This window comes from Bacteroides sp. An279 (genome assembly GCF_002159615.1).
GTDB classification, from domain to species: domain Bacteria; phylum Bacteroidota; class Bacteroidia; order Bacteroidales; family Bacteroidaceae; genus Phocaeicola; species Phocaeicola intestinalis.
Genome location: NZ_NFJA01000078.1, coordinates 1 through 18,616 on the forward strand (window position 1 = coordinate 1; position 18,616 = coordinate 18,616).

Annotated in this window: 17 protein-coding genes; all 17 read left to right on the plus strand. The window is 37.4% G+C overall.

Going from position 1 to position 18,616, the window contains the following annotated elements; translation table 11 throughout:
- Window positions 1-1,178, plus strand: a 1,178-nt coding sequence (locus B5F78_RS12695; protein ID WP_087406878.1) for a nucleotide sugar dehydrogenase, incomplete at its 5' end; no start/stop codon positions are given.
- 44 nt (window positions 1,179-1,222) lie between these two features.
- Window positions 1,223-1,684 (plus strand): hypothetical protein, encoded by a 462-nt coding sequence (locus B5F78_RS12700; protein WP_087406879.1) that lies wholly within the window; start codon window positions 1,223-1,225, stop codon window positions 1,682-1,684.
- A 30-nt stretch (window positions 1,685-1,714) separates the two neighbouring features.
- Entirely contained in the window at window positions 1,715-2,578 is an 864-nt protein-coding gene (locus B5F78_RS12705) for an SDR family NAD(P)-dependent oxidoreductase (protein WP_204502682.1), read from the plus strand.
- A gap of 8 nt (window positions 2,579-2,586) precedes the next feature.
- Window positions 2,587-4,275 (plus strand): thiamine pyrophosphate-binding protein, encoded by a 1,689-nt coding sequence (locus B5F78_RS12710; protein WP_087406880.1) that lies wholly within the window; start codon window positions 2,587-2,589, stop codon window positions 4,273-4,275.
- The gene (locus B5F78_RS12715) at window positions 4,268-5,785 is read left to right on the plus strand and encodes a lipopolysaccharide biosynthesis protein (RefSeq protein ID WP_087406881.1); all 1,518 of its coding nucleotides are present in this window, start codon (window positions 4,268-4,270) and stop codon (window positions 5,783-5,785) included. Before B5F78_RS12710 ends, B5F78_RS12715 begins: the two co-directional genes overlap by 8 nt.
- A gap of 38 nt (window positions 5,786-5,823) precedes the next feature.
- Window positions 5,824-6,978 (plus strand): polysaccharide pyruvyl transferase family protein, encoded by a 1,155-nt coding sequence (locus B5F78_RS12720; protein ID WP_087406882.1) that lies wholly within the window; start codon window positions 5,824-5,826, stop codon window positions 6,976-6,978.
- Window positions 6,979-7,181: 203 nt separating this feature from the next.
- Window positions 7,182-7,535 (plus strand): hypothetical protein, encoded by a 354-nt coding sequence (locus tag B5F78_RS12725; protein ID WP_087406883.1) that lies wholly within the window; start codon window positions 7,182-7,184, stop codon window positions 7,533-7,535.
- Complete coding sequence (locus B5F78_RS12730; protein ID WP_087406884.1) at window positions 7,529-7,720, plus strand: hypothetical protein; 192 nt, start codon at window positions 7,529-7,531, stop codon at window positions 7,718-7,720. The genes B5F78_RS12725 and B5F78_RS12730 overlap by 7 nt, the downstream gene beginning before the upstream one ends.
- 220 nt (window positions 7,721-7,940) lie before the next feature.
- Complete coding sequence (locus B5F78_RS12735; protein WP_087406885.1) at window positions 7,941-9,107, plus strand: EpsG family protein; 1,167 nt, start codon at window positions 7,941-7,943, stop codon at window positions 9,105-9,107.
- A gap of 27 nt (window positions 9,108-9,134) precedes the next feature.
- Window positions 9,135-10,142 (plus strand): acyltransferase family protein, encoded by a 1,008-nt coding sequence (locus tag B5F78_RS12740; RefSeq protein WP_087406886.1) that lies wholly within the window; start codon window positions 9,135-9,137, stop codon window positions 10,140-10,142.
- A 1-nt stretch (window position 10,143) separates the two neighbouring features.
- The gene (locus tag B5F78_RS12745; protein ID WP_087406887.1) at window positions 10,144-11,250 is read left to right on the plus strand and encodes a glycosyltransferase WbsX family protein; all 1,107 of its coding nucleotides are present in this window, start codon (window positions 10,144-10,146) and stop codon (window positions 11,248-11,250) included.
- 13 nt (window positions 11,251-11,263) lie between these two features.
- A complete protein-coding gene (locus B5F78_RS12750; protein ID WP_087406888.1) occupies window positions 11,264-13,435 on the plus strand; it encodes a glycosyl hydrolase family 28-related protein in 2,172 nt (723 codons plus the stop codon).
- A gap of 25 nt (window positions 13,436-13,460) precedes the next feature.
- Entirely contained in the window at window positions 13,461-14,450 is a 990-nt protein-coding gene (locus B5F78_RS12755) for a hypothetical protein (RefSeq protein WP_087406889.1), read from the plus strand.
- Window positions 14,451-14,460: 10 nt separating this feature from the next.
- Complete coding sequence (locus tag B5F78_RS12760) at window positions 14,461-15,588, plus strand: glycosyltransferase family 4 protein (RefSeq protein WP_087406890.1); 1,128 nt, start codon at window positions 14,461-14,463, stop codon at window positions 15,586-15,588.
- A 125-nt stretch (window positions 15,589-15,713) separates the two neighbouring features.
- Window positions 15,714-16,781: a radical SAM protein gene (locus B5F78_RS12765; RefSeq protein ID WP_087406891.1), complete on the plus strand. Its 1,068-nt coding sequence runs from the start codon at window positions 15,714-15,716 to the stop codon at window positions 16,779-16,781.
- A gap of 171 nt (window positions 16,782-16,952) precedes the next feature.
- Window positions 16,953-18,038 (plus strand): glycosyltransferase family 4 protein, encoded by a 1,086-nt coding sequence (locus tag B5F78_RS12770; RefSeq protein WP_087406892.1) that lies wholly within the window; start codon window positions 16,953-16,955, stop codon window positions 18,036-18,038.
- A gap of 277 nt (window positions 18,039-18,315) precedes the next feature.
- Window positions 18,316-18,616, plus strand: a 301-nt coding sequence (locus B5F78_RS17640) for a hypothetical protein (RefSeq protein WP_204502683.1), incomplete at its 3' end; no start/stop codon positions are given.

Here is an 18,616-nt window from a genome sequence, read left to right on the forward strand (position 1 = left end):
AACACCATCAGGTAACGGCTGTAGACGTGATACCCGAAAAGGTAGATTTAATCAACCAACGCAAGTCACCGATTCAGGATGAGTATATCGAAAAGTATTTAGCGGAAAAAGACTTGAACCTGACCGCAACCTTGGATGGCGCAAAAGCATACTCAGATGCAGACTTTGTCGTAATAGCCGCTCCAACCAATTACGACCCGGTAAAGAACTATTTCGATACCAGCCATGTGGAAGAAGTGATTAAATTGGTGAAGAGCGTCAACCCCCATGCCATCATGGTCATCAAGAGCACCATCCCTGTGGGTTATACCGAAATGATACGCAAGAAGATGCAGTGCGACAACATCATTTTCTCGCCGGAATTCCTGCGTGAAAGCAAGGCGTTGTATGACAACCTTTATCCCAGCCGTATTATCGTGGGTAGACCCGAAGGCGACACCCGCTTAGATGAAGCCGCCCACACCTTTGCTTCCCTGTTACAGGAAGGAGCGATAAAGGAAAACATCGATACATTATTCATGGGTACAACCGAGGCGGAAGCGGTTAAACTCTTTGCCAACACCTATCTCGCCTTACGTGTTTCTTACTTTAACGAACTTGATACTTACGCCGAAATGAAAGGTCTAGATACAAAGGCAATAATCGATGGAGTTTGCCTTGACCCACGCATCGGCACCCATTACAACAATCCGAGCTTTGGCTATGGCGGTTATTGCTTGCCTAAAGATACGAAACAGTTGCTTGCCAACTATGCAGACGTACCTGAAAACTTAATCCAGGCCATAGTTGAAAGTAACAGGACTAGAAAGGACTTTATCGCAGACCGTGTTCTCCACAAAGCAGGTTACTATGACTATTACAACCGTGGAGACTTCAACCCATCTGATGAAAAGAAGTGTGTCATTGGTGTTTATCGCCTGACCATGAAGTCGAATTCTGACAATTTCCGACAGTCATCTATTCAAGGCGTTATGAAAAGGGTGAAAGCCAAAGGTGCGGAGGTGATAATCTACGAACCGACGTTAAAAGACGGAAGCACTTTCTTTGGTAGTAAGGTGGTGAATGACTTGAACGCTTTCAAGGAACAAAGCCAAGCCATTATAGCCAATAGATACGACTCTTGCCTTGATGATGTACAGGAGAAGGTTTATACACGGGATATTTTCAGAAGGGACTGATTTTAATAATACTCTCACAATAGGAAATAATCAATAAAATAGCAATGAATATTAATGAATTAAGAAATGGCAATTATGTCCTTTTAAACTACGGAAATGGACGTAAAGATGTATGCAAGATAGAACTGATTAATATAGAGGAAAGAAAAGCTACTCTTAAAGTCTTAGCCGATAATGCAAATATCGAGATTGATAGTATGGGCAAATGGGCAATGCTTGAAGCTGTCCCTTTCAAAAAGAAAATCCTTGAACAACTTGATTTTATAAAGGATGATAATTATATCGTTTCCGGATTGCCGGATAATGGAGCTTATGTGAAATTCCTTGGAGGGGGTAATGATATTGTAGTAAGAAAGGAAAAAGGAGAATGGGTGTTAGTAACCAGAAAAGATAAGGCTTTTTATGGTTGTGAATTCCACTATATTCCTTATTTACATATCTTTCAGAATTTAGTGTTTGATTATTGGCATATAGATTTAAATGGCTATAATAAAACCAATTTTTGAAATAATATTGATATTAAAAGTGATTGGACAGTGAGTTTAGGAAAATTTCTTTATAAGTTAAAATGTACGACAAAATCTATTGTTGAAATATATAAATATGGAGGAATAAAAGATGTAAACATTTCATATCTAGCTCCTGATAAACAGTTAGAAAATAAGACTATACTGATTACAGGAGGAGGTAGTGGAATCGGAAAATCGATAGCAGAAGCAAGTTTACGGCATGGAGCAAAAGTTATCATATCAGGAAGGAATGAACAACGACTTAAAGATGCCGTAAGTGGATTTAAACGAGAAGGTTTGACCGACATTAAGTACATGGTGTTGGATATCAGCAATGTTTCTGGCATTTCTGAATGCGTCAATAGCGTGTCTAATTTGTCTGGATGCGAGATAGATGTTCTTGTGAACAATGCGGGAGTTCAACCCCACGAATTTTTCCCAGCTGTATCAGAGAATGAATGGGATAAGATTTATGCAACAAATTCAAAAGGGACATTCTTTATTTCCCAAGAGTTCTGTAAACGTTGGATACGTATAGGAACTACGAATTATCGGAAAATCATTAATATCTCCTCACAGGGCGGTTTCGTTGGAGCCACTTATCCTTACCGGATGTCCAAATGGGACATTGTAGGATTGACAGAGGGGTTAAGTAAAATTATGGCATCGCATAATATCATTGTCAATGGCATAGCCCCTGGGGTTGTACGTACTGAAATGCAACAAAAGTATATGGAACAGAAAGGAAATGTCTACTGCAATCAGAATCCGATGCAAAGATTTGCATTTCCGGAAGAAATAGCTGAATTGGCAATATTCTTGATGTCGGACAGAAGTAACTTCATAACAGGCCAGACCATTATTTGTGATGGCGGCTTTACATTAAAATAGATAACCGTATGAATAATATAGAAAACATCAATATTGTAGTTGCGCTTTTAAAGAACCATAACATCAGGTATATCGTAACAAGTCCTGGAGGAACAAACATAGCTTTGGTGTCGGCTTTGCAAAACGATTCTTTTTTTAAATGTTTTTCCGTTGTTGACGAAAGAAGTGCAATGTATTTTGCTATCGGGTTATATTTGCAGACTGGGGAATCTATCGCTATGTCATGTACAAGTGCGCAAGCCACCCGGAATTATATACCGGGGTTGACAGAAGCGTATTACAAACAAGTCCCCATTTTGGCCATCACAATGTCGAAACTTCCACGTTTCACATATCAAAGCTATATGCAAGCGCCAAACCAAATTTCGCTGCCAATTGACTGCGTGAAAAAATCTTACACTTTGCCTATCGTACAAGGTACAAGTGATTATTTAGAAAGCTGCCGGGTTTCGAACGAAGCTATATTGGAACTTACCCATAATGGGAAAGGTCCTGTCCAACTCAATATCCCTTGGCAGGATTTTGAAATTAGTCCTGTTGACAGACATATTCAGAAAACCATCAAAAGATACACTTCTTTCAATGAGCAAGATAAGCTGAAAGGGAAAAAAATAATGATTGTTGCGGGCGAGCACAGGCCTTATGACAAGGAAACATTAGAGGCCATCAATGCTTTCTGCAGGACTCATGACTGTGTAATTTATACCAACCATTTGTCAAACTTGCATACGGAATATGCAATAAACGGAAATCTGTTCTTATCCACTAATCCTTCAGACGATGAATTGAAAAATCTGCTGCCTAATATCTTGATCTCTATAGGCGGACAAACTGGGGATTATCCGTTCTACCTTACATTCTCTAAAACGCAATATTTGTTTGAGCATTGGTCTATAAACGAAAGTGGCAATGTAGTGGATACTTACGATAAATTGACAGTCATTTATCAAATGGATGTAAAGGATTTCTTTTTGTCAGCGGTATCATCACCTTCTTCCCATATGTTCTTAGACTTATGGAGAAAGAAAGTAAGTGGATATGTTTACACTTTGGATTTGCCTTTATCCAACACATACGTTGCTGCCGCATTACATGATAAATTGCCCAAGAATAGTACAGTTAACTTTGCGATATTGAACAGCTTAAGAAATTGGAATCTTTTCCCGATGGACGCAAGCATAAAATGTTTTGCCAATGTAGCTGCGTTTGGAATAGATGGTTGCACTTCCATGCTGATAGGTGAAAGTGTATTATCCGATGAATTGCATTTTTTAATAACAGGCGATTTGGCTTTTTTCTATGACTTGAATTCTTTAGGAATACGGCACATTAAAAATAATGTAAGGATACTTATCATTAACAACAATGGTGGCGTTGAATTTAAAATGGCAGGAAATGCAGATCAGAACAAAAAGACAGATCTTTTTATTGCAGCAGCTAACCATTTCAAGAACGCTAAGGGGTGGGCTGAAACTTGTGGTTTTACATATATTTCAGCTTTCTCACATGATGAGTTCAAAGTACACTGTATGGAATTCTTGGAAAAATCATCCCAGCCTATTGTTTTCGAAGTATTTGCAAAAGACATAGACGAAGCCGTAGCTTATAGAAAAGTGCTTGATTATAACAAAAAAAAAGATGCCAAATATTATATCAAAGCAGGAATACGGAAAATAAAAAAACAGATAAATGGGTAGCAGTAAAAAAATAGCTCAAGGCGTATTTTGGACGACTTTCTTCAATATAGTCAATGGGGTGTACGGATTTATATCCGTCCCTATATTGATTACCTATTTTGGCAAATCTGATTATGGCCTGATAGGTATAGCCATTTCCATTAACGTTTACCTACGTCTGATGGATTTGGGTTTTAATTCTACCAATGTCCGGTTCTTTTCGAATTGGCTAGCCAAGAAAGACTTTTCAAATGTTAATCGGCTATTTCAAACCAGTCTAGCCTTTTATGGAACAATAGGCTTATTGAATGGGGCAATTTTACTTATCATATCTTGCTTCTCTGACCAGGTCTTTAATTTAGCAGACGGACAAGATGCAATATTAAAGCATTTACTTTATATCTTAGCAATTAGCGCGATTATCAGTTGGTTTACCTCCTGTTTTGACCAACTGATAAAAGCGCATGAATATGTCGGATGGTTGCAAAAAATCTCTTTACTCCCTAAATTATGCCAATTAATTATTTTGGGAATAACGGTTTGGGGACGTTTGTCAATAGAACAGTATTATGCACTGACAGCGTTTTCTATGTTTGTCATCATACCGTTTGCTATATATAAAATACGGAAAATCGCACCTTATGTGTCGTTCATGCCTCATATTGACAGTAAGATATTTAAGAGTATATTGCCTTATTGCTTGAATATCTTCTCATTTAGCCTGTTTCAATTCTCGCTATACAATCTGCGTCCTGTATTTTTAGGTATCCAAGGAACAGTGGAATCCGTTGCAGACTTTCGGATATTGAATGGAATAATAAGTATTGTGCTTATGTTAGGAGGTGCATTTACGGGAGTCATCCTTCCATCTGCGTCTAAAGTTGTTGCTTTAGGGGATAAAACGGCACAAGACCGTATCGCTTATGATGGGACAAAATATATTTCCATAATTTTATGTTTCTGCAGCTTCGGCATGATGAGTGTCAGTAAGGAGATGCTACAATTATATGTAGGACCTGAATATTTGTATTTGGATGGCTGGATGATTATTTGGCTTCTTGCTATATTACCTTCACACAATCAAGCGTTATCCAGTCTAATTCTATCTGGCAGTGATATACGTCCCATAACGTATTCCACAGCTGTGGCTTCTGTTATCGGATTGCTGTTGTGTTGGTTTCTTATTCCGTTTTTTGGAGTTGGCGGAACAGTAATCGGTTACGCAGTCTATAATATAATACAAATATTATTTTATTATCTTTATTATTGGCCTAAAAAAATGAATATTAATACAGGCCGACTGTTCAAATCTTCTTTTTGTCCAGGTTTGATTGTTGGAATTATAGCGATGCTACTTGTACGAAATGTGTTCAGACATATAATTGATTTTTCAAATGTTTTGATATTTTTTTTCTGCGAAGGCGCATTTTTTACTCTTCTATATATCATAATGATTTACGCTTTTGTTTTAAATGCTAAAGACAAAAGATTCTTTTTTCAATTGGTAAAAAAGCATAGTGAAAAGAATTGAATTGTAACTATTAAACACATACATTTTATAAAATATTTATGAATAATAAAAAATACGTAATCATATCAGGTTTCAATTTGCGTGATAATAACAGGGGGACAGCTGCCCTTGGTTACGGATCTATATCATTCCTGCAACAGCGAGGGATGTTGGAAGAGAATACTCGACTAATAAAGTTGCGTGTATATAGAAATTTCCTAAAACATAACAATCGCATACTGAAAAATGAATTAATAAGAATCAATGGTATTGACTGGAACTATACGATTGCAGGAATATTTATTGCAGAGTGGTGGTTATTGCGCAAGTTCGGTATATGCTTACCGTGGACTAAAACAGCCAAAATATTGAAGCAAGTAGAATATGTAGCAGCCATTAACGGTGGAGACGGTTTCTCTGATATCTATGGGACAAAAACTTTCCATTCAAGGCTTTTTGAGACATGGATAGCTATTAAAATGAACATTCCAGTAATCCAACTTCCACAGACATTGGGACCTTTCAAAGAGAAAAGTAACTATGAGGAAGGGCGTTATATATTACAACACTCACAAACCGTATATGTGCGTGATGACAAGTTTATTTCTGAACTGAAAAAGTTAGGTATCAAATATGAAATGACTAAAGATCTTTCGGCATATATGCAACCAGAACCATGGGATATTGAGATTACCCCCAATGCTATAGGCATTAATGTAAGCGGATTGGCTTATAGCAATGGATTCCGTACATTGGCTGGACAATTTGATGTTTACCCAGAATTGATAGACCGGTTGATTAGGCATTTTCGAGACAAGGGACATACCGTATATCTCATTCCGCATTCATATAATTATGAAGTTCCCGAAATCAACAACGACGATATGGTAGCTTGTAAAGCTGCGTACGAAAGACTCAAAGATAAAAGCAATGTAATATTTGTTGATAAGGATTTAATTTCTCCCCAAGTAAAATATGTTATCAGCAAAATGACCTTTTTCATTGGAACTCGTATGCATGCCAATTTTGCTGCTATTTACAGCGGAATTCCTGTATTCGGCTTGGCTTACAGCTATAAATTTGAAGGTGCATTCAATGCTAATGGATTGGATGGAAAGAATCAGACTGCTATGATAAACGGCATCAAGGAAAAGGATATAGATGAAATCATCAATAAGGTGGAAAGAGTTTATCTAAAATTTTTTAGTTTATAAAATATAAGACCTTTTACAGAAGCATTTGTTTTCTTTGGTTAATTTCTATCCTCATTTGTTTGGACATCTGTGGAGGTAACGCAATTCTGAGCAGTACGTTACGTTCTTACGGTCTACTTTGTCGTAAGCGTCCAAAACTGACGTATTGCCCGTTCAGATAGATGTTCTTACCTTCGTGCTGTCAACATAAAAAGTTTAGCGATATGTACAGCAACGAAGATTTTGAAAGGCTCTTCATCCGCTACAAGGGTGAGGCCTACCCGAAGGGAGAGAGCATCCAGACATTCTGCCACAGGAACAACGTCCCTTATAACCTGTTTGAAAAAAGGTACAAGGATACACGGCACAAAGTAGTGGAAGTGGATGCGTCCGGTCGTCCTTCCCCGGCAGAAACAGACAAGCCAAAAGAGGAAGGACAGAGACAGAAAGAAGAAACGTTGGCGGAAGTGCGTATATTGGTGGACCTGCGCGTGAGCAACGGCCTGCACCTGCGCCAGGGGAATCTAAGCTACGGGCAGTTGAAACGTCTCGTGGAGAAACTGGAGGGCTTATGTTAAGCGTCAATGAACTTGGCAGGTTCTATTACCTGCGTAATTTCCATGACATGAGATGCAAGTACGGGCGTGTCCTCTCGGTGATACGCCAGCAGATGGACAGGGAACCGCAGGCCGGAGAGGTCTACATCATGATGTCCAAGGACTACCGAACGGTACGCCTTTGCAGCTACGACAATATCAACTGAATTTTAATTTTATTTATGGCTTGCTGCCTGTAAAGCGGGTGGTACGTCAGAATTGGACGCTTACTAGTGACCGGCAGCTTTATGGAAAATGGCGTAATTATTGCGGGATACCCTGCAAAATTGAAAAAACGTAATGTCAGGTGGATATATAAAAAGTTGTAATAAAGCAATTTCAATAACAATACATCAAATTACGACAATATAAATATAATCAGTACCAATGAATCATGTATTTTATTTTCATATAGATTTAGTTTATCTCTTCGTAAATGCAGTTATGTTGATTACATTTTGTGTTTGTGGGCGTAATGTGTCAAATAACAAAAGCTATATTGGGAATGCTTTCTTGTGTGCGCTTATTTACTCACTATGTTTGGGTTTGCGTTATGGTAGGGGATTTGATTATTTCCATTATATAGATATATATAACTATAATTTAGAAGAAACTCAGGTCGTTTTTACCCAATTCAACAACTTCTTAAAATATATAGGTGTAGGAGAGCATTATATTTTCGTAGTTTATAATTTTATTGAAATGGCATGTTCGATGGTGTTTTTATATCCGTTTAGAAAATATGCATATTGGGTGTTTCCCCTATTTATGATGGCTACAAGACACCTAAATGAATATACAATAAGACAAGGTTTCGCTTTTTCGTTTGTATTTCTTCTTTTGTTTTTTTTCTTCAAGTATTTCAACCATCTGAAAAAGATCTTGAAGAATGTAAAATTTCTACTATTATTTGGGACTTGTTTATTTGTTGCTTATGGAATACATAGCGTTGCTATAATTACTATTTTATGGATAATATCATTTGCCATTTTTATTAAAAAGCCGTTACCATATTTATGGACAATAATTGCATTCGTTCTAGCTTCTTACATATTTCAAAATATGTTTGATTTTTCGGTAGCAAATAATCTATTATCATTTATGGCAAGCCAAGATGAAAAATTTTCATATTATGTGGAGAATAGTGACAAGTGGTTTACTGCCGATTCGGCTGCGGATAGATATACAAGGAACCCTGTTGTAAAAATAGCAGAGACATTAGGAAATATATCATTATTCTATTGGGGCTATAAAGTAATAGTGATGAGATTCTCTGAAAATAGGCAAGTTATAACTCTTTACAATGTATTTGTCACTGGATCTATTTTTCAGAAGTTTTTTATGAATTTTGAAATCATCAATAGGGTATCAAGTACAGGGTCGTTATTTTGGTGTATTCCATTAGCACTTGTTCTTCATTACCGAAGTGATTTCAGAAAGAGCAAATATAAAATACTACTGTATTTTCTAATTTGGTGGTCGTATGAGTATTTGAAATATCTTTTTATGTGTGGAGATATGTGCAAGTTTCTTTGGGACACTCCGTACTTTTGATGAAAACAATTAATAGTGATTCTACTTATGAAACAAATTTATTCGGTTGAATTATTTAGCAAATACAGAAGTGAGTTAATGGGAATAGGCATCATTGGAGTATTGGTAGCACACTCAATAGGTTTGGGAGAAATAGCAACTCCGTCTAATCTATATATGAAGATTATAGCTTTTATTCCTCGTTTAGCCTTCACCCAAGGTTTTCTCTTCCTTTCAGGCTTTGGATTATACTATTCTTTTGCAAAAAATGGCAATATCAGAGAATTTTATGTGAGAAGGATAAATAGATTGTTAATTCCATTCATTGTCTTATCCGTATGTTTTTTTATTTACAAAGATTTTATAGAAACATTCAAGCCTATGAATTTCTTTCTGCATATTTCATCATTGGCATTTTGGTTTGATGGCAATTATTGCGGAATGTGGTATATCGCTATATCTGTCTTTCTATATGCAATTTTTCCTCTGTTTTATAAATATATATTAACAACAAAGAGGGTGACAATGCTTATTTTAGTTGTCGTTTTTTTAATCCTTGCTTTTCAACAATTCGTACCTGCGTATTACGATAAAGTGTCTATCGGTATAAATAAGATTCCTATTTTTATTATAGGCGTGTACGCTGGACGCCTTTCCCTATATGGAAAGAATAAAGAATGGTGCATTCTTTTGTGCATTGTAATTGTGTTTTGGATAATAACTTTCTTCTTGAAAAGTCATTGGGTGTATGCTATAGAAATATATGGCATGACGGAAAAGATTGTTTATATGTTTATCATTTGCATCCTATTTTCTGTATTAAAGAATTGGACTCCAGTAAAATTGATACGCAACATGTTAAGATGGTTTGGTAAGTATTCGTTAGAACTTTATGTTCTTCATTTATTAATATTTTGTTTCCTATCTTCTGAATTGTTATTTGGAGATATTACTTCTATAACAAAAGTTTCTATAATGATAATTGGTGCATTGTGTTTATGTGTACCCTTCCATAAATTGACAGGTGTCATTGTAAAAAAAATAAACTTGAAATAAAATGAACGTACAAAAAAAGCCTATGATTATAGCCTATTACCTCCCCCAATTCCATCCTTTCAAAGAAAATGACGAGTGGTGGGGAAAAGGCTTTACCGAGTGGACTAATGTAGGAAAGGCGAAGCCACTATTCCATGGTCACTATCAACCTAAAGTACCTGCAGATTTGGGTTATTATGATTTGCGTCTGCCCGAAGTGAGACAACAACAAGTTGAATTGGCTCAAGAAGCAGGAGTTGATGGCTTTTGCTATTGGCATTATTGGTTTGGTAATGGTCGGCAACTCATGAATAGGATTATAGATGAAGTAGTGGAAACAGGCAAACCCGATTTTCCATTTTGTCTTGCTTGGGCCAATGAAAGTTGGAAAGCCAAACAGTGGAATCACGATGGGAAAGGAGATAAATTGTTGATTGAACAACAATATGGTGGGGAAAAAGATTACCGCATGCATTATGAGTATGTCAAGCATTTGATAGTAAATGAAAACTATATACGTATAGAAGAAAGACCCATATTTATGATTTACAAACCAGGACTTATACCTGATTGTGCTAATTTTATAAATCTATGGGACAAATGGATTAAGGAAGATGGCATAGCCGATAAGTTTTTCTTTATTGGCGGATATGACGAAGAGTTTCAATATGATTCTTTTCTTAAATTTGGATTTGACGCATTAACCCCAGGAAGAGGCCTTAGAAATGATTATGTTTTTAGACATAAAAAAAGAATAATTCGTGGTATTTTGCGTAAATGGCGCGAATGGAGAAATATGCCTGTTATGGAAAATTATAAAATGGTAAACAAATATATTTGGATATCAGAAATAGACAGTAAAGAAACAAGCATTCCTTTTATTATACCATCTTGGGACCATACGCCTCGTAGTGGAAGGAAAGGATCTGTGATGTATAATTCTACTCCAGAATTATTTAAACAGCAAGTAATTAAAGTTCTAAAAGGCGTTTCTGCTAAACAGCAAAAGCTTGTATTCTTAAAATCTTGGAATGAATGGGCTGAGGGGAATTATATGGAGCCAGACCTTAAGTGGGGCAAAGCATATATTCATGCTTTGAGAGCAGCAATAGAAGAAAGTCAAAAATAAAACTACTTTTCTTATGATTCAATTTATTGCAATTTCTATTTTATGTTATTGTATAGGACTACAGATCAGTATAAGTGATTTGAAATGCTTTAGCCATCAAATCAAATACGAAATCGGCACAGCACAAATATTATGTTTAGTTTTTTTTCTGACATCATTAGGATTTATATTATATGATATAATCAACGTAAAATTTTGGCTGATGTTATACGCCTGCGCTGCAATTTTTGTATCATTTCTGTTTGAATGGTTTATAAGCAAAATAGACAGCCAAAGTTTAGTAGTGGACATATTTCTTAGATTTATAGCAATAATAATATTCGCTTATATTATTTGTGTATATGGTTTACAATTATTTACGCCTTTTGTACTATATGGCTTATATATAAGGAATTGTCCTTTTGGCGTAGCTCATGGAAAAGATTTGTATTTGTCCACCTATCTTACGAGAAGAACTTTCCCTGCCATAAAGGGGCGTAATATTATAAAAATATCACTTCCCGATTTTAATTATGCAGGACTTCGAAGAAATATAAACCAAACAACAAATATTTGTGATGTTTCTACGTATGGAATTGTACCTGATGCCACAGATGATATTTTAGATAGGGTTCAACAACTTATTAATGATGTAGGTGAAAAAGGTGGTGGCGTGATATATTTTCCTAAAGGCAAGTATTATTTTAATAAAGGAGGAATGCATGCCTTTCTTCAAATTAACTACTCAAATGTAGCAATACAAGGAGAAGTGGACGAGAATGGTAGACCTTTAAGTGAATTGATATGTTGTAGTGACACTTTATGCGGGGCTAAGAATCCATGGCTTTCCCCCTTTTTCATTACAGCTGGAGAGAGTTTGCAAAGGAGTAACATTTTTTTCGGTCTTCAATTCAAGAACAAGAAAAACATTATTACGAGAAGTGGCTCTTTGGCTGATCCCGGTAGTGACGGAGAGATTCTTACGCCTAAATATGTGACTAAAATAACAGGGAATGCTTTAACTGGAAGTGATGTTATTGAAGTACAAGATGCCTCAACGATAGGGAAGTACATCATTATAGGGATGTATAATACAACTAAAGATGGGAATTTAATAAAAGAGATTCTCGGAGTTGATGTTTTGCGTCCAGAGTGGAAAACGTCTTTGCGAGCTGGTGAAGAAATGTCTCCGTCTTTTCAATGGCTTATAGAAGTTAAGGAAAAGTTGAATAGGACGAAAATTAGATTGTCAAGACCATTGTTAAGGAATATCGACTTGAAATATGACCCGTGCATTTTTAATGTAGATATGTTGGAAAATATAATTATACGTGACATTAAAATTTCAAGTCAGTGGAATGGTTTATTTCGGCATCATGGTTTCCCTATGTATTATAATGTCAGTCAAGCACAAAAGATGGATTATGGTTGGAATGGAATCAATATGAAAAGAGTTGCTCAAGGTTGCATTCAAAATGTTGTTATCGAAAATTTCACCAATCCATTATATGTCATGGATAGCAGAAACATAACATGTAGAAATATTTCTATAAGAGGGTATGATGGACATCAGGGGATAAAGATTTATGGACATGCATGCGACAATCTTTTTGAGAATATTACCTTTTATTGCCACTTTGCTGATATGCTAGGCGGAGAAGGCAATGCTTATGGAAATGTGTTCTCCCACATTTATTACATGAATCCTTGTTTCAAACCTGTGGATTTTGATTTTCATGGATTCTCGGAAGGTCCTTTTAGCCCTCCAGCTTACAATCTTTTTGAATGCATATATGGTTTCAGATATATTAAAACTGCGGCTGCAATGTATAATCTTCCTGGTTGTGCGCAATACAACACATGGTGGAATATAATGTCTGAAGGAGAAAAAAAAGGTGCTCCTTTGTTTATCTGTCTACCTTATGTTAGAAAAAATGTATTTCAAAAAACATTATCATCAATTAGTAGAATGTTAATAACATCGGTTCAAAACAAAGATTTCAATCCTAAGCATATGGCAGAAATTTGCCAGCAGCGAGCAAAAGAGATTGAAACAAGTTCTATGAAAAAAGAAGAGCATCAATCATTATACCATAATATTTATTGCATTGGGTTTAAGACATCCTGCAAAATCCGTTCTCAAGATGATATTTATAACATAAGTCAGCAAGATTTCGTATTCCCGATTTCATTGGTTAAGTCATAAGAAATATTTTAAATATCGCATTTTTATGAAAGTGTATATATATCCTACATATACTCCATCCCGTGATAAATCAGGTAATCTTTACATTAAATATTTTCACGAGGCATTTCAAAACAAGAAGGGGATAAGGATAACCAATCGTTTGTGGCAAATAGGCATAGTAAGCATTACCTTTAATCTTGATGCGGATATGTTTATTATTCAATGGGTAGACCTGATTCCTAGAAAAAGGTTGGGCAAGATGCAATTCGTGTTCTTCTTGCTACTTATAGAGTTAATTTCCATTTTGAAAAAAGAAATAGTGTGGGTATTACATAATAAACGGGCACACGACAAAAAGTCTCATTGGGTTGACTATGGCATGGGCTTTATGGCAAGGCACGCAACTTGCGTGATAACCCACTCGGAAGAGGGCGTGTCTTTCTTTAACGAAAGATACCCAACATATAAGGGCAAATGCCATTATATACCTCATCCAGTCTATACCTCACAAATATATCCTTCAAAAAACATCGTATATGATTACATCATCTGGGGAACAGTTTCAAGACGAAAGAATGTTCTTGAGTTCGTAAAATTTGCTGTCAACTCAGATGAAATGAAATCCAAACGAATACTTATAGCTGGGCGATGTGGCGACTCAAAGTATGCAAAAGAGATAAGTAACACAATTGCGGACAGCCATATAGTATTTGAGAATCGTTTTTTCTCAGATGAAGAATTGAGGGTTTTAATTAGCCAAAGTAAAATAATCTTATTCACTTACAATGGCGAGTCGGTTCTTAGTTCTGGAGCTTTAATTTATAGCTTGAATTTTTGTAAACCAATTATAGGTCCTAATGTCGGCTCTTTTGCGGATTTAAAATCAATAGTTTCAGTTTATAATAACTTCGCAGAAATACCTCATTTGGATTTAAAATCAAACGAAGAAGCATGTAGGCGATACATTTATGAAAACTTGTGGAAAAGTTTCCCCGCTAAATTAATATCATTTACACGATACAATCATAATTGAACACAGAAATATGAAAATAGCTTTTGTGAGAACTGCCTCCAACGTACTTCGTTATGGAGGCTATAACATTCAAGAAATAGGTTTGGCCAAAGCATTAATGCCTTATGGCGTCTCAACAGATGTTTATGCTCGATTTTCCAACATTGATGTAATCACAGAAATTGCTCAGGATGAATCTGGCAATAAAGTCGTGGTTCATCCTTTAAAAGGGAAGCAAATATGGCATGAATTAATGTATTATCCGACATTAAAAAAAGATTTGCAAAACGGTGGATATGATATGGTTCAATTACTTGATGATTCACAAATGATGCTGCCTGGAATCTTTAAAGCATTAAAGCAATCAGGTGTAAAAACCATATTATGGCAAGGAATGTATCGCAACTTTTCTGGTAAAATAGCAAGATGCATGCAAATCGTGTACGATGCAATGTTTGCAAGTACATTAAATAAATACTCGGACCTTAAAATAGCAAAGACAGAAGCTGCTAAAAATTACCTGTTAAAAAAGAAATATCAAAATGTTATAGTATTGCCGGTCGGACTTGATGAAGTTCCGGTGGAACGTAACGAAACATTTGACAAGGAAATGGCTGCTTTCAAGGCAAGTCATCCTAAGTTACTATTGTATATTGGTGCGATAGAGTCTCGAAGAAATCCTGATTTCCTAATTGACATTATGAAACAAATAAAAGATGATAATGTTGGTTTAGTGATGATAGGTAAAGGTCCTCTTCGTGAATCAATCATAAATAGGATAAAGAACGAAGGATTAGAAGATAAGATTTTGACGTATGATGCTGTACCTAATAAAAACCTGATTTCCGTATACGAACGCGCTAATGTATTTTTGCTGCCAACTGCGTATGAAATATATGGTATGGTAGTTATGGAGTCATTAGTCTATGGAGTTCCTGTTATATCAACACCTGAAGCAGGTCCACAATATTTACTTTCAGATAAGAGATATGGCACGTGTGTTCCTTTAGATACAAAGAAATGGCTGGCTGTTATTGATTATTATTTGAATAATCAAAATACAGAAGGATGCAGAAAAGCACGTGTGACTTATGTTAATCAATATTATCGCTGGCCTTTAATTGCAAAGAAATATTTCAATATCATAAGTGCTATGTAAGGTAAAGGGTAAATAATACGTATGATTAACTTTAATCCAATTAACATCATAAAAAAGATCTTTGATTTCTTTCGTAAGGAATATGAAGGTTTGGAAGCTTTTGTAAAAGATAAACCATTATAAAAATGAATAATACAAACATTCCGCGTCCAACGGACGCAAGCATTATCCTGACGTATCGCTGTCCGATGCGTTGTCAAATGTGTAACATTTGGCAGAATCCCACGAAGAAGAGTGAAGAAATAAAGGCGGCAGATCTGAAGACCCTGCCGCAGTTGAAGTTCATCAATCTGACGGGTGGCGAACCGTTCATCCGTGAAGACTTGGACGAGATTGTCGAGGAATGTTACAAGCATACGCCACGTATCGTAATCTCTACTTCTGGCTGGTTTGAGGACCGTGTAGTGGCACTTGCCAAGAAGTTTCCTAATATAGGCATACGTATTTCCATCGAAGGACTTAGCCAAAAGAACGATGAATTGCGCGGCCATGCAGGCGGATTTGACAAGGGTCTGCGCACGCTGCTCACTTTGAAACACATGGGGTTGAAGGACATCGGTTTCGGCTGCACAGTGTCAAACCACAATTCAAAAGACATGCTTTCGCTTTACCAGCTTTCGCTTGCCATGGGCATGGAGTTTGCCACGGCGGCTTTTCATAACTCGTATTATTTCCACAAGAGCGACAATGTGATTACGAATAAGGACGAAGTGTGCAATAACTTCCGCCAACTTATCGAGTGGCAGCTTCAAGAGAAGCATCCGAAGAGCTGGTTCCGTGCGTGGTTCAATATGGGATTGATTAATTACATTGAGGGCGGACGCCGTATGTTGCCTTGCGAGGCGGGTATGGTGAACTTCTTTATCGACCCTTGGGGTGAGGTGATGCCCTGCAACGGACTGGAAGAGAAGTATTGGAAGGAAAGCATGGGTAACATCCACGACAAACCTTTTATGGAGATTTGGGAAAGCGAACAGGCGCAGAAGGTTCGTGCGATGGTAAGGAAGTGCCCGAAGAACTGCTGGATGGTTGGTACGGCAAGCCCGGTGATGCACAAGTATATCAAGTATCCAGCAAAGTGGGCGTTGCAGAACAAGCTGCGCTCTATGCAGGGCAAGCCTGCTTGCATAGACCCGAAGTGGTGCGATGTAGGCCAAGACCCGTGCCAGGGGGATTTGAGGGAGAAGTTCTGATTTACCTGATTCTTTTGCCTTTTATGAAAAGCCACAAAGCTGACAGGCAAGAAACGATTATAATTCTTGCATAAAGGAGATTTTCTTTCAGGCGGTTTAAGTGCTGTTTCATTGGTTCAGCTTTTGGATTTGCAAAAATAATTATTCATTCTCAAAATCAAGAATGTTTTTATGAAAATAGTTGTTACCGGCACCCGTGGCATCCCGAACATCATGGGTGGCGTGGAGACTCATTGCGAGGAACTGTTTCCAAGGATAGCGGCACGGGGCTTCGATGTGACTGTGATACGCAGGAAGAGCTATGTGCACGACAGTCTGAAAGAATACAAAGGGGTGAAGCTGGTTGACATAGCGACCCCGAAGAGGAAATCTTTCGAGGCAATCATCCATACGTTTCGGGCAATACTGAAAGCGAAATCGCTTCGTGCCGACATCGTACACATTCATGCCATCGGTCCCGCCTTGTTGGTTCCGTTGGCAAGGTTGCTGGGCATGAAGGTAGTGTTTACGCATCACGGTCCCGACTATGACCGTGACAAATGGGGATCCGCCGCCAAGGCAATATTGAAGTTAGGCGAACGGATGGGGACGAAATATGCAAACGAGGTGATTGTGATTTCGGAGGTGATTAACGATATACTCGTACGTAAGTATAACCGGCGGGATTGCCACCTTATATATAATGGGGTACCTGAACCGGACTTGTGCGATTATCTGGAATACTTCGAAGAGTTGGGCATAGAGAAAGGCAAATATATATTGGGAATGTGCCGCTTCGTGCCGGAAAAGAACCTGCATCACCTGATAGAAGCGTTCGTAAAAATGAAGGATTTCCATTCGGATGTAAAATTGGTATTGGCTGGCGATACGGATTTTGAGGATGAGTATTCGCGGCATTTGAAACAGATGGCAAAGGAGAACGGCGTGGTGCTTACCGGATTCATCAAGGGGAAGAAGCTTCATTCGCTGCTTACGCATACACGCTGCTTTGTGCTTCCTTCTTCCCACGAAGGCTTGCCCATCGCTTTGCTGGAAGCCATGAGCTACGGCTGTCCGGTTATCGTGAGCAACATACCCGCCAATCTGGAAGTGGGCTTGGATTATGAAAGCTATTTCCCCGTAGGCGATATAGATGTGCTTGCCCAAAAGCTGCAGGAGAATATCGAAAAGCCTTACCGGAAAGTGCGCTACGATATGGCGGAATACGACTGGAGCCACATAGCGGAGCAAGTGGCAGAGGTGTATCGGCAATGCTGAGAAGCAAAATAGTTTGAAATTTATGTTTTCTTCATGGTTTTACCTACACTATTATGGCTGCCAACTTTCAAAAAATCATAGACCGCATATCGGAAGCATTCAGTTTCTTTGATTTTTCATTCTTGATTTCGGGCTCGGCAACGTTTGCTATTTGCTGTTATACTTTGAACCGATTGGGGATGGATGTTTCTTCGGACAGTAGTTTTTTGAGTAAGCAGTCAAAAAAAGGCTATTAATTGAAAGGAATAACTTTGCTGCGAACTAAAATTAAAAGATTATGTATAGCAGTGAAGATCTTGAAAGGTTTTACTTTCAGTACCAGACGGAGGCGTTACCCCGTGGAGAATCTCTCCAATCGTTTTGTTTAAAGAACAAAGTCCCTTATAACATTTTCCAGAAATGGTTTAAGGATACCCGCAAAAAAGTAGTTGAGGTTCAGGTTGACGGTGCTCCTGAGATTGCCCATGAGGAAAAGACTAAAATTGGTGACCGGCCTAAACCTGTATCAAGAAGCGGTAATGACAATCCCGTCCGCATATGGATAGACATCCGTATCAGTAATGGATTGCACTTGTCCC

Excerpts from the sequence above, each read along its gene's own strand:
- B5F78_RS12725 (WP_087406883.1), top strand. The coding sequence starts at position 7,182 with ATGTACAGCAACGAAGATTTTGAAAGGCTCTTCATCCGCTACAAGGGT.
- B5F78_RS12750 (WP_087406888.1), top strand. The coding sequence starts at position 11,264 with ATGATTCAATTTATTGCAATTTCTATTTTATGTTATTGTATAGGACTA.
- B5F78_RS12745 (WP_087406887.1), top strand. The coding sequence starts at position 10,144 with ATGAACGTACAAAAAAAGCCTATGATTATAGCCTATTACCTCCCCCAA.
- B5F78_RS12760 (WP_087406890.1), top strand. The coding sequence starts at position 14,461 with ATGAAAATAGCTTTTGTGAGAACTGCCTCCAACGTACTTCGTTATGGA.
- B5F78_RS12755 (WP_087406889.1), top strand. The coding sequence starts at position 13,461 with ATGAAAGTGTATATATATCCTACATATACTCCATCCCGTGATAAATCA.
- B5F78_RS12765 (WP_087406891.1), top strand. The coding sequence starts at position 15,714 with ATGAATAATACAAACATTCCGCGTCCAACGGACGCAAGCATTATCCTG.
- B5F78_RS12715 (WP_087406881.1), top strand. The coding sequence starts at position 4,268 with ATGGGTAGCAGTAAAAAAATAGCTCAAGGCGTATTTTGGACGACTTTC.
- B5F78_RS12720 (WP_087406882.1), top strand. The coding sequence starts at position 5,824 with ATGAATAATAAAAAATACGTAATCATATCAGGTTTCAATTTGCGTGAT.
- B5F78_RS12770 (WP_087406892.1), top strand. The coding sequence starts at position 16,953 with ATGAAAATAGTTGTTACCGGCACCCGTGGCATCCCGAACATCATGGGT.
- B5F78_RS12700 (WP_087406879.1), top strand. The coding sequence starts at position 1,223 with ATGAATATTAATGAATTAAGAAATGGCAATTATGTCCTTTTAAACTAC.
- B5F78_RS12710 (WP_087406880.1), top strand. The coding sequence starts at position 2,587 with ATGAATAATATAGAAAACATCAATATTGTAGTTGCGCTTTTAAAGAAC.
- B5F78_RS12730 (WP_087406884.1), top strand. The coding sequence starts at position 7,529 with ATGTTAAGCGTCAATGAACTTGGCAGGTTCTATTACCTGCGTAATTTC.
- B5F78_RS12735 (WP_087406885.1), top strand. The coding sequence starts at position 7,941 with ATGAATCATGTATTTTATTTTCATATAGATTTAGTTTATCTCTTCGTA.
- B5F78_RS12740 (WP_087406886.1), top strand. The coding sequence starts at position 9,135 with ATGAAACAAATTTATTCGGTTGAATTATTTAGCAAATACAGAAGTGAG.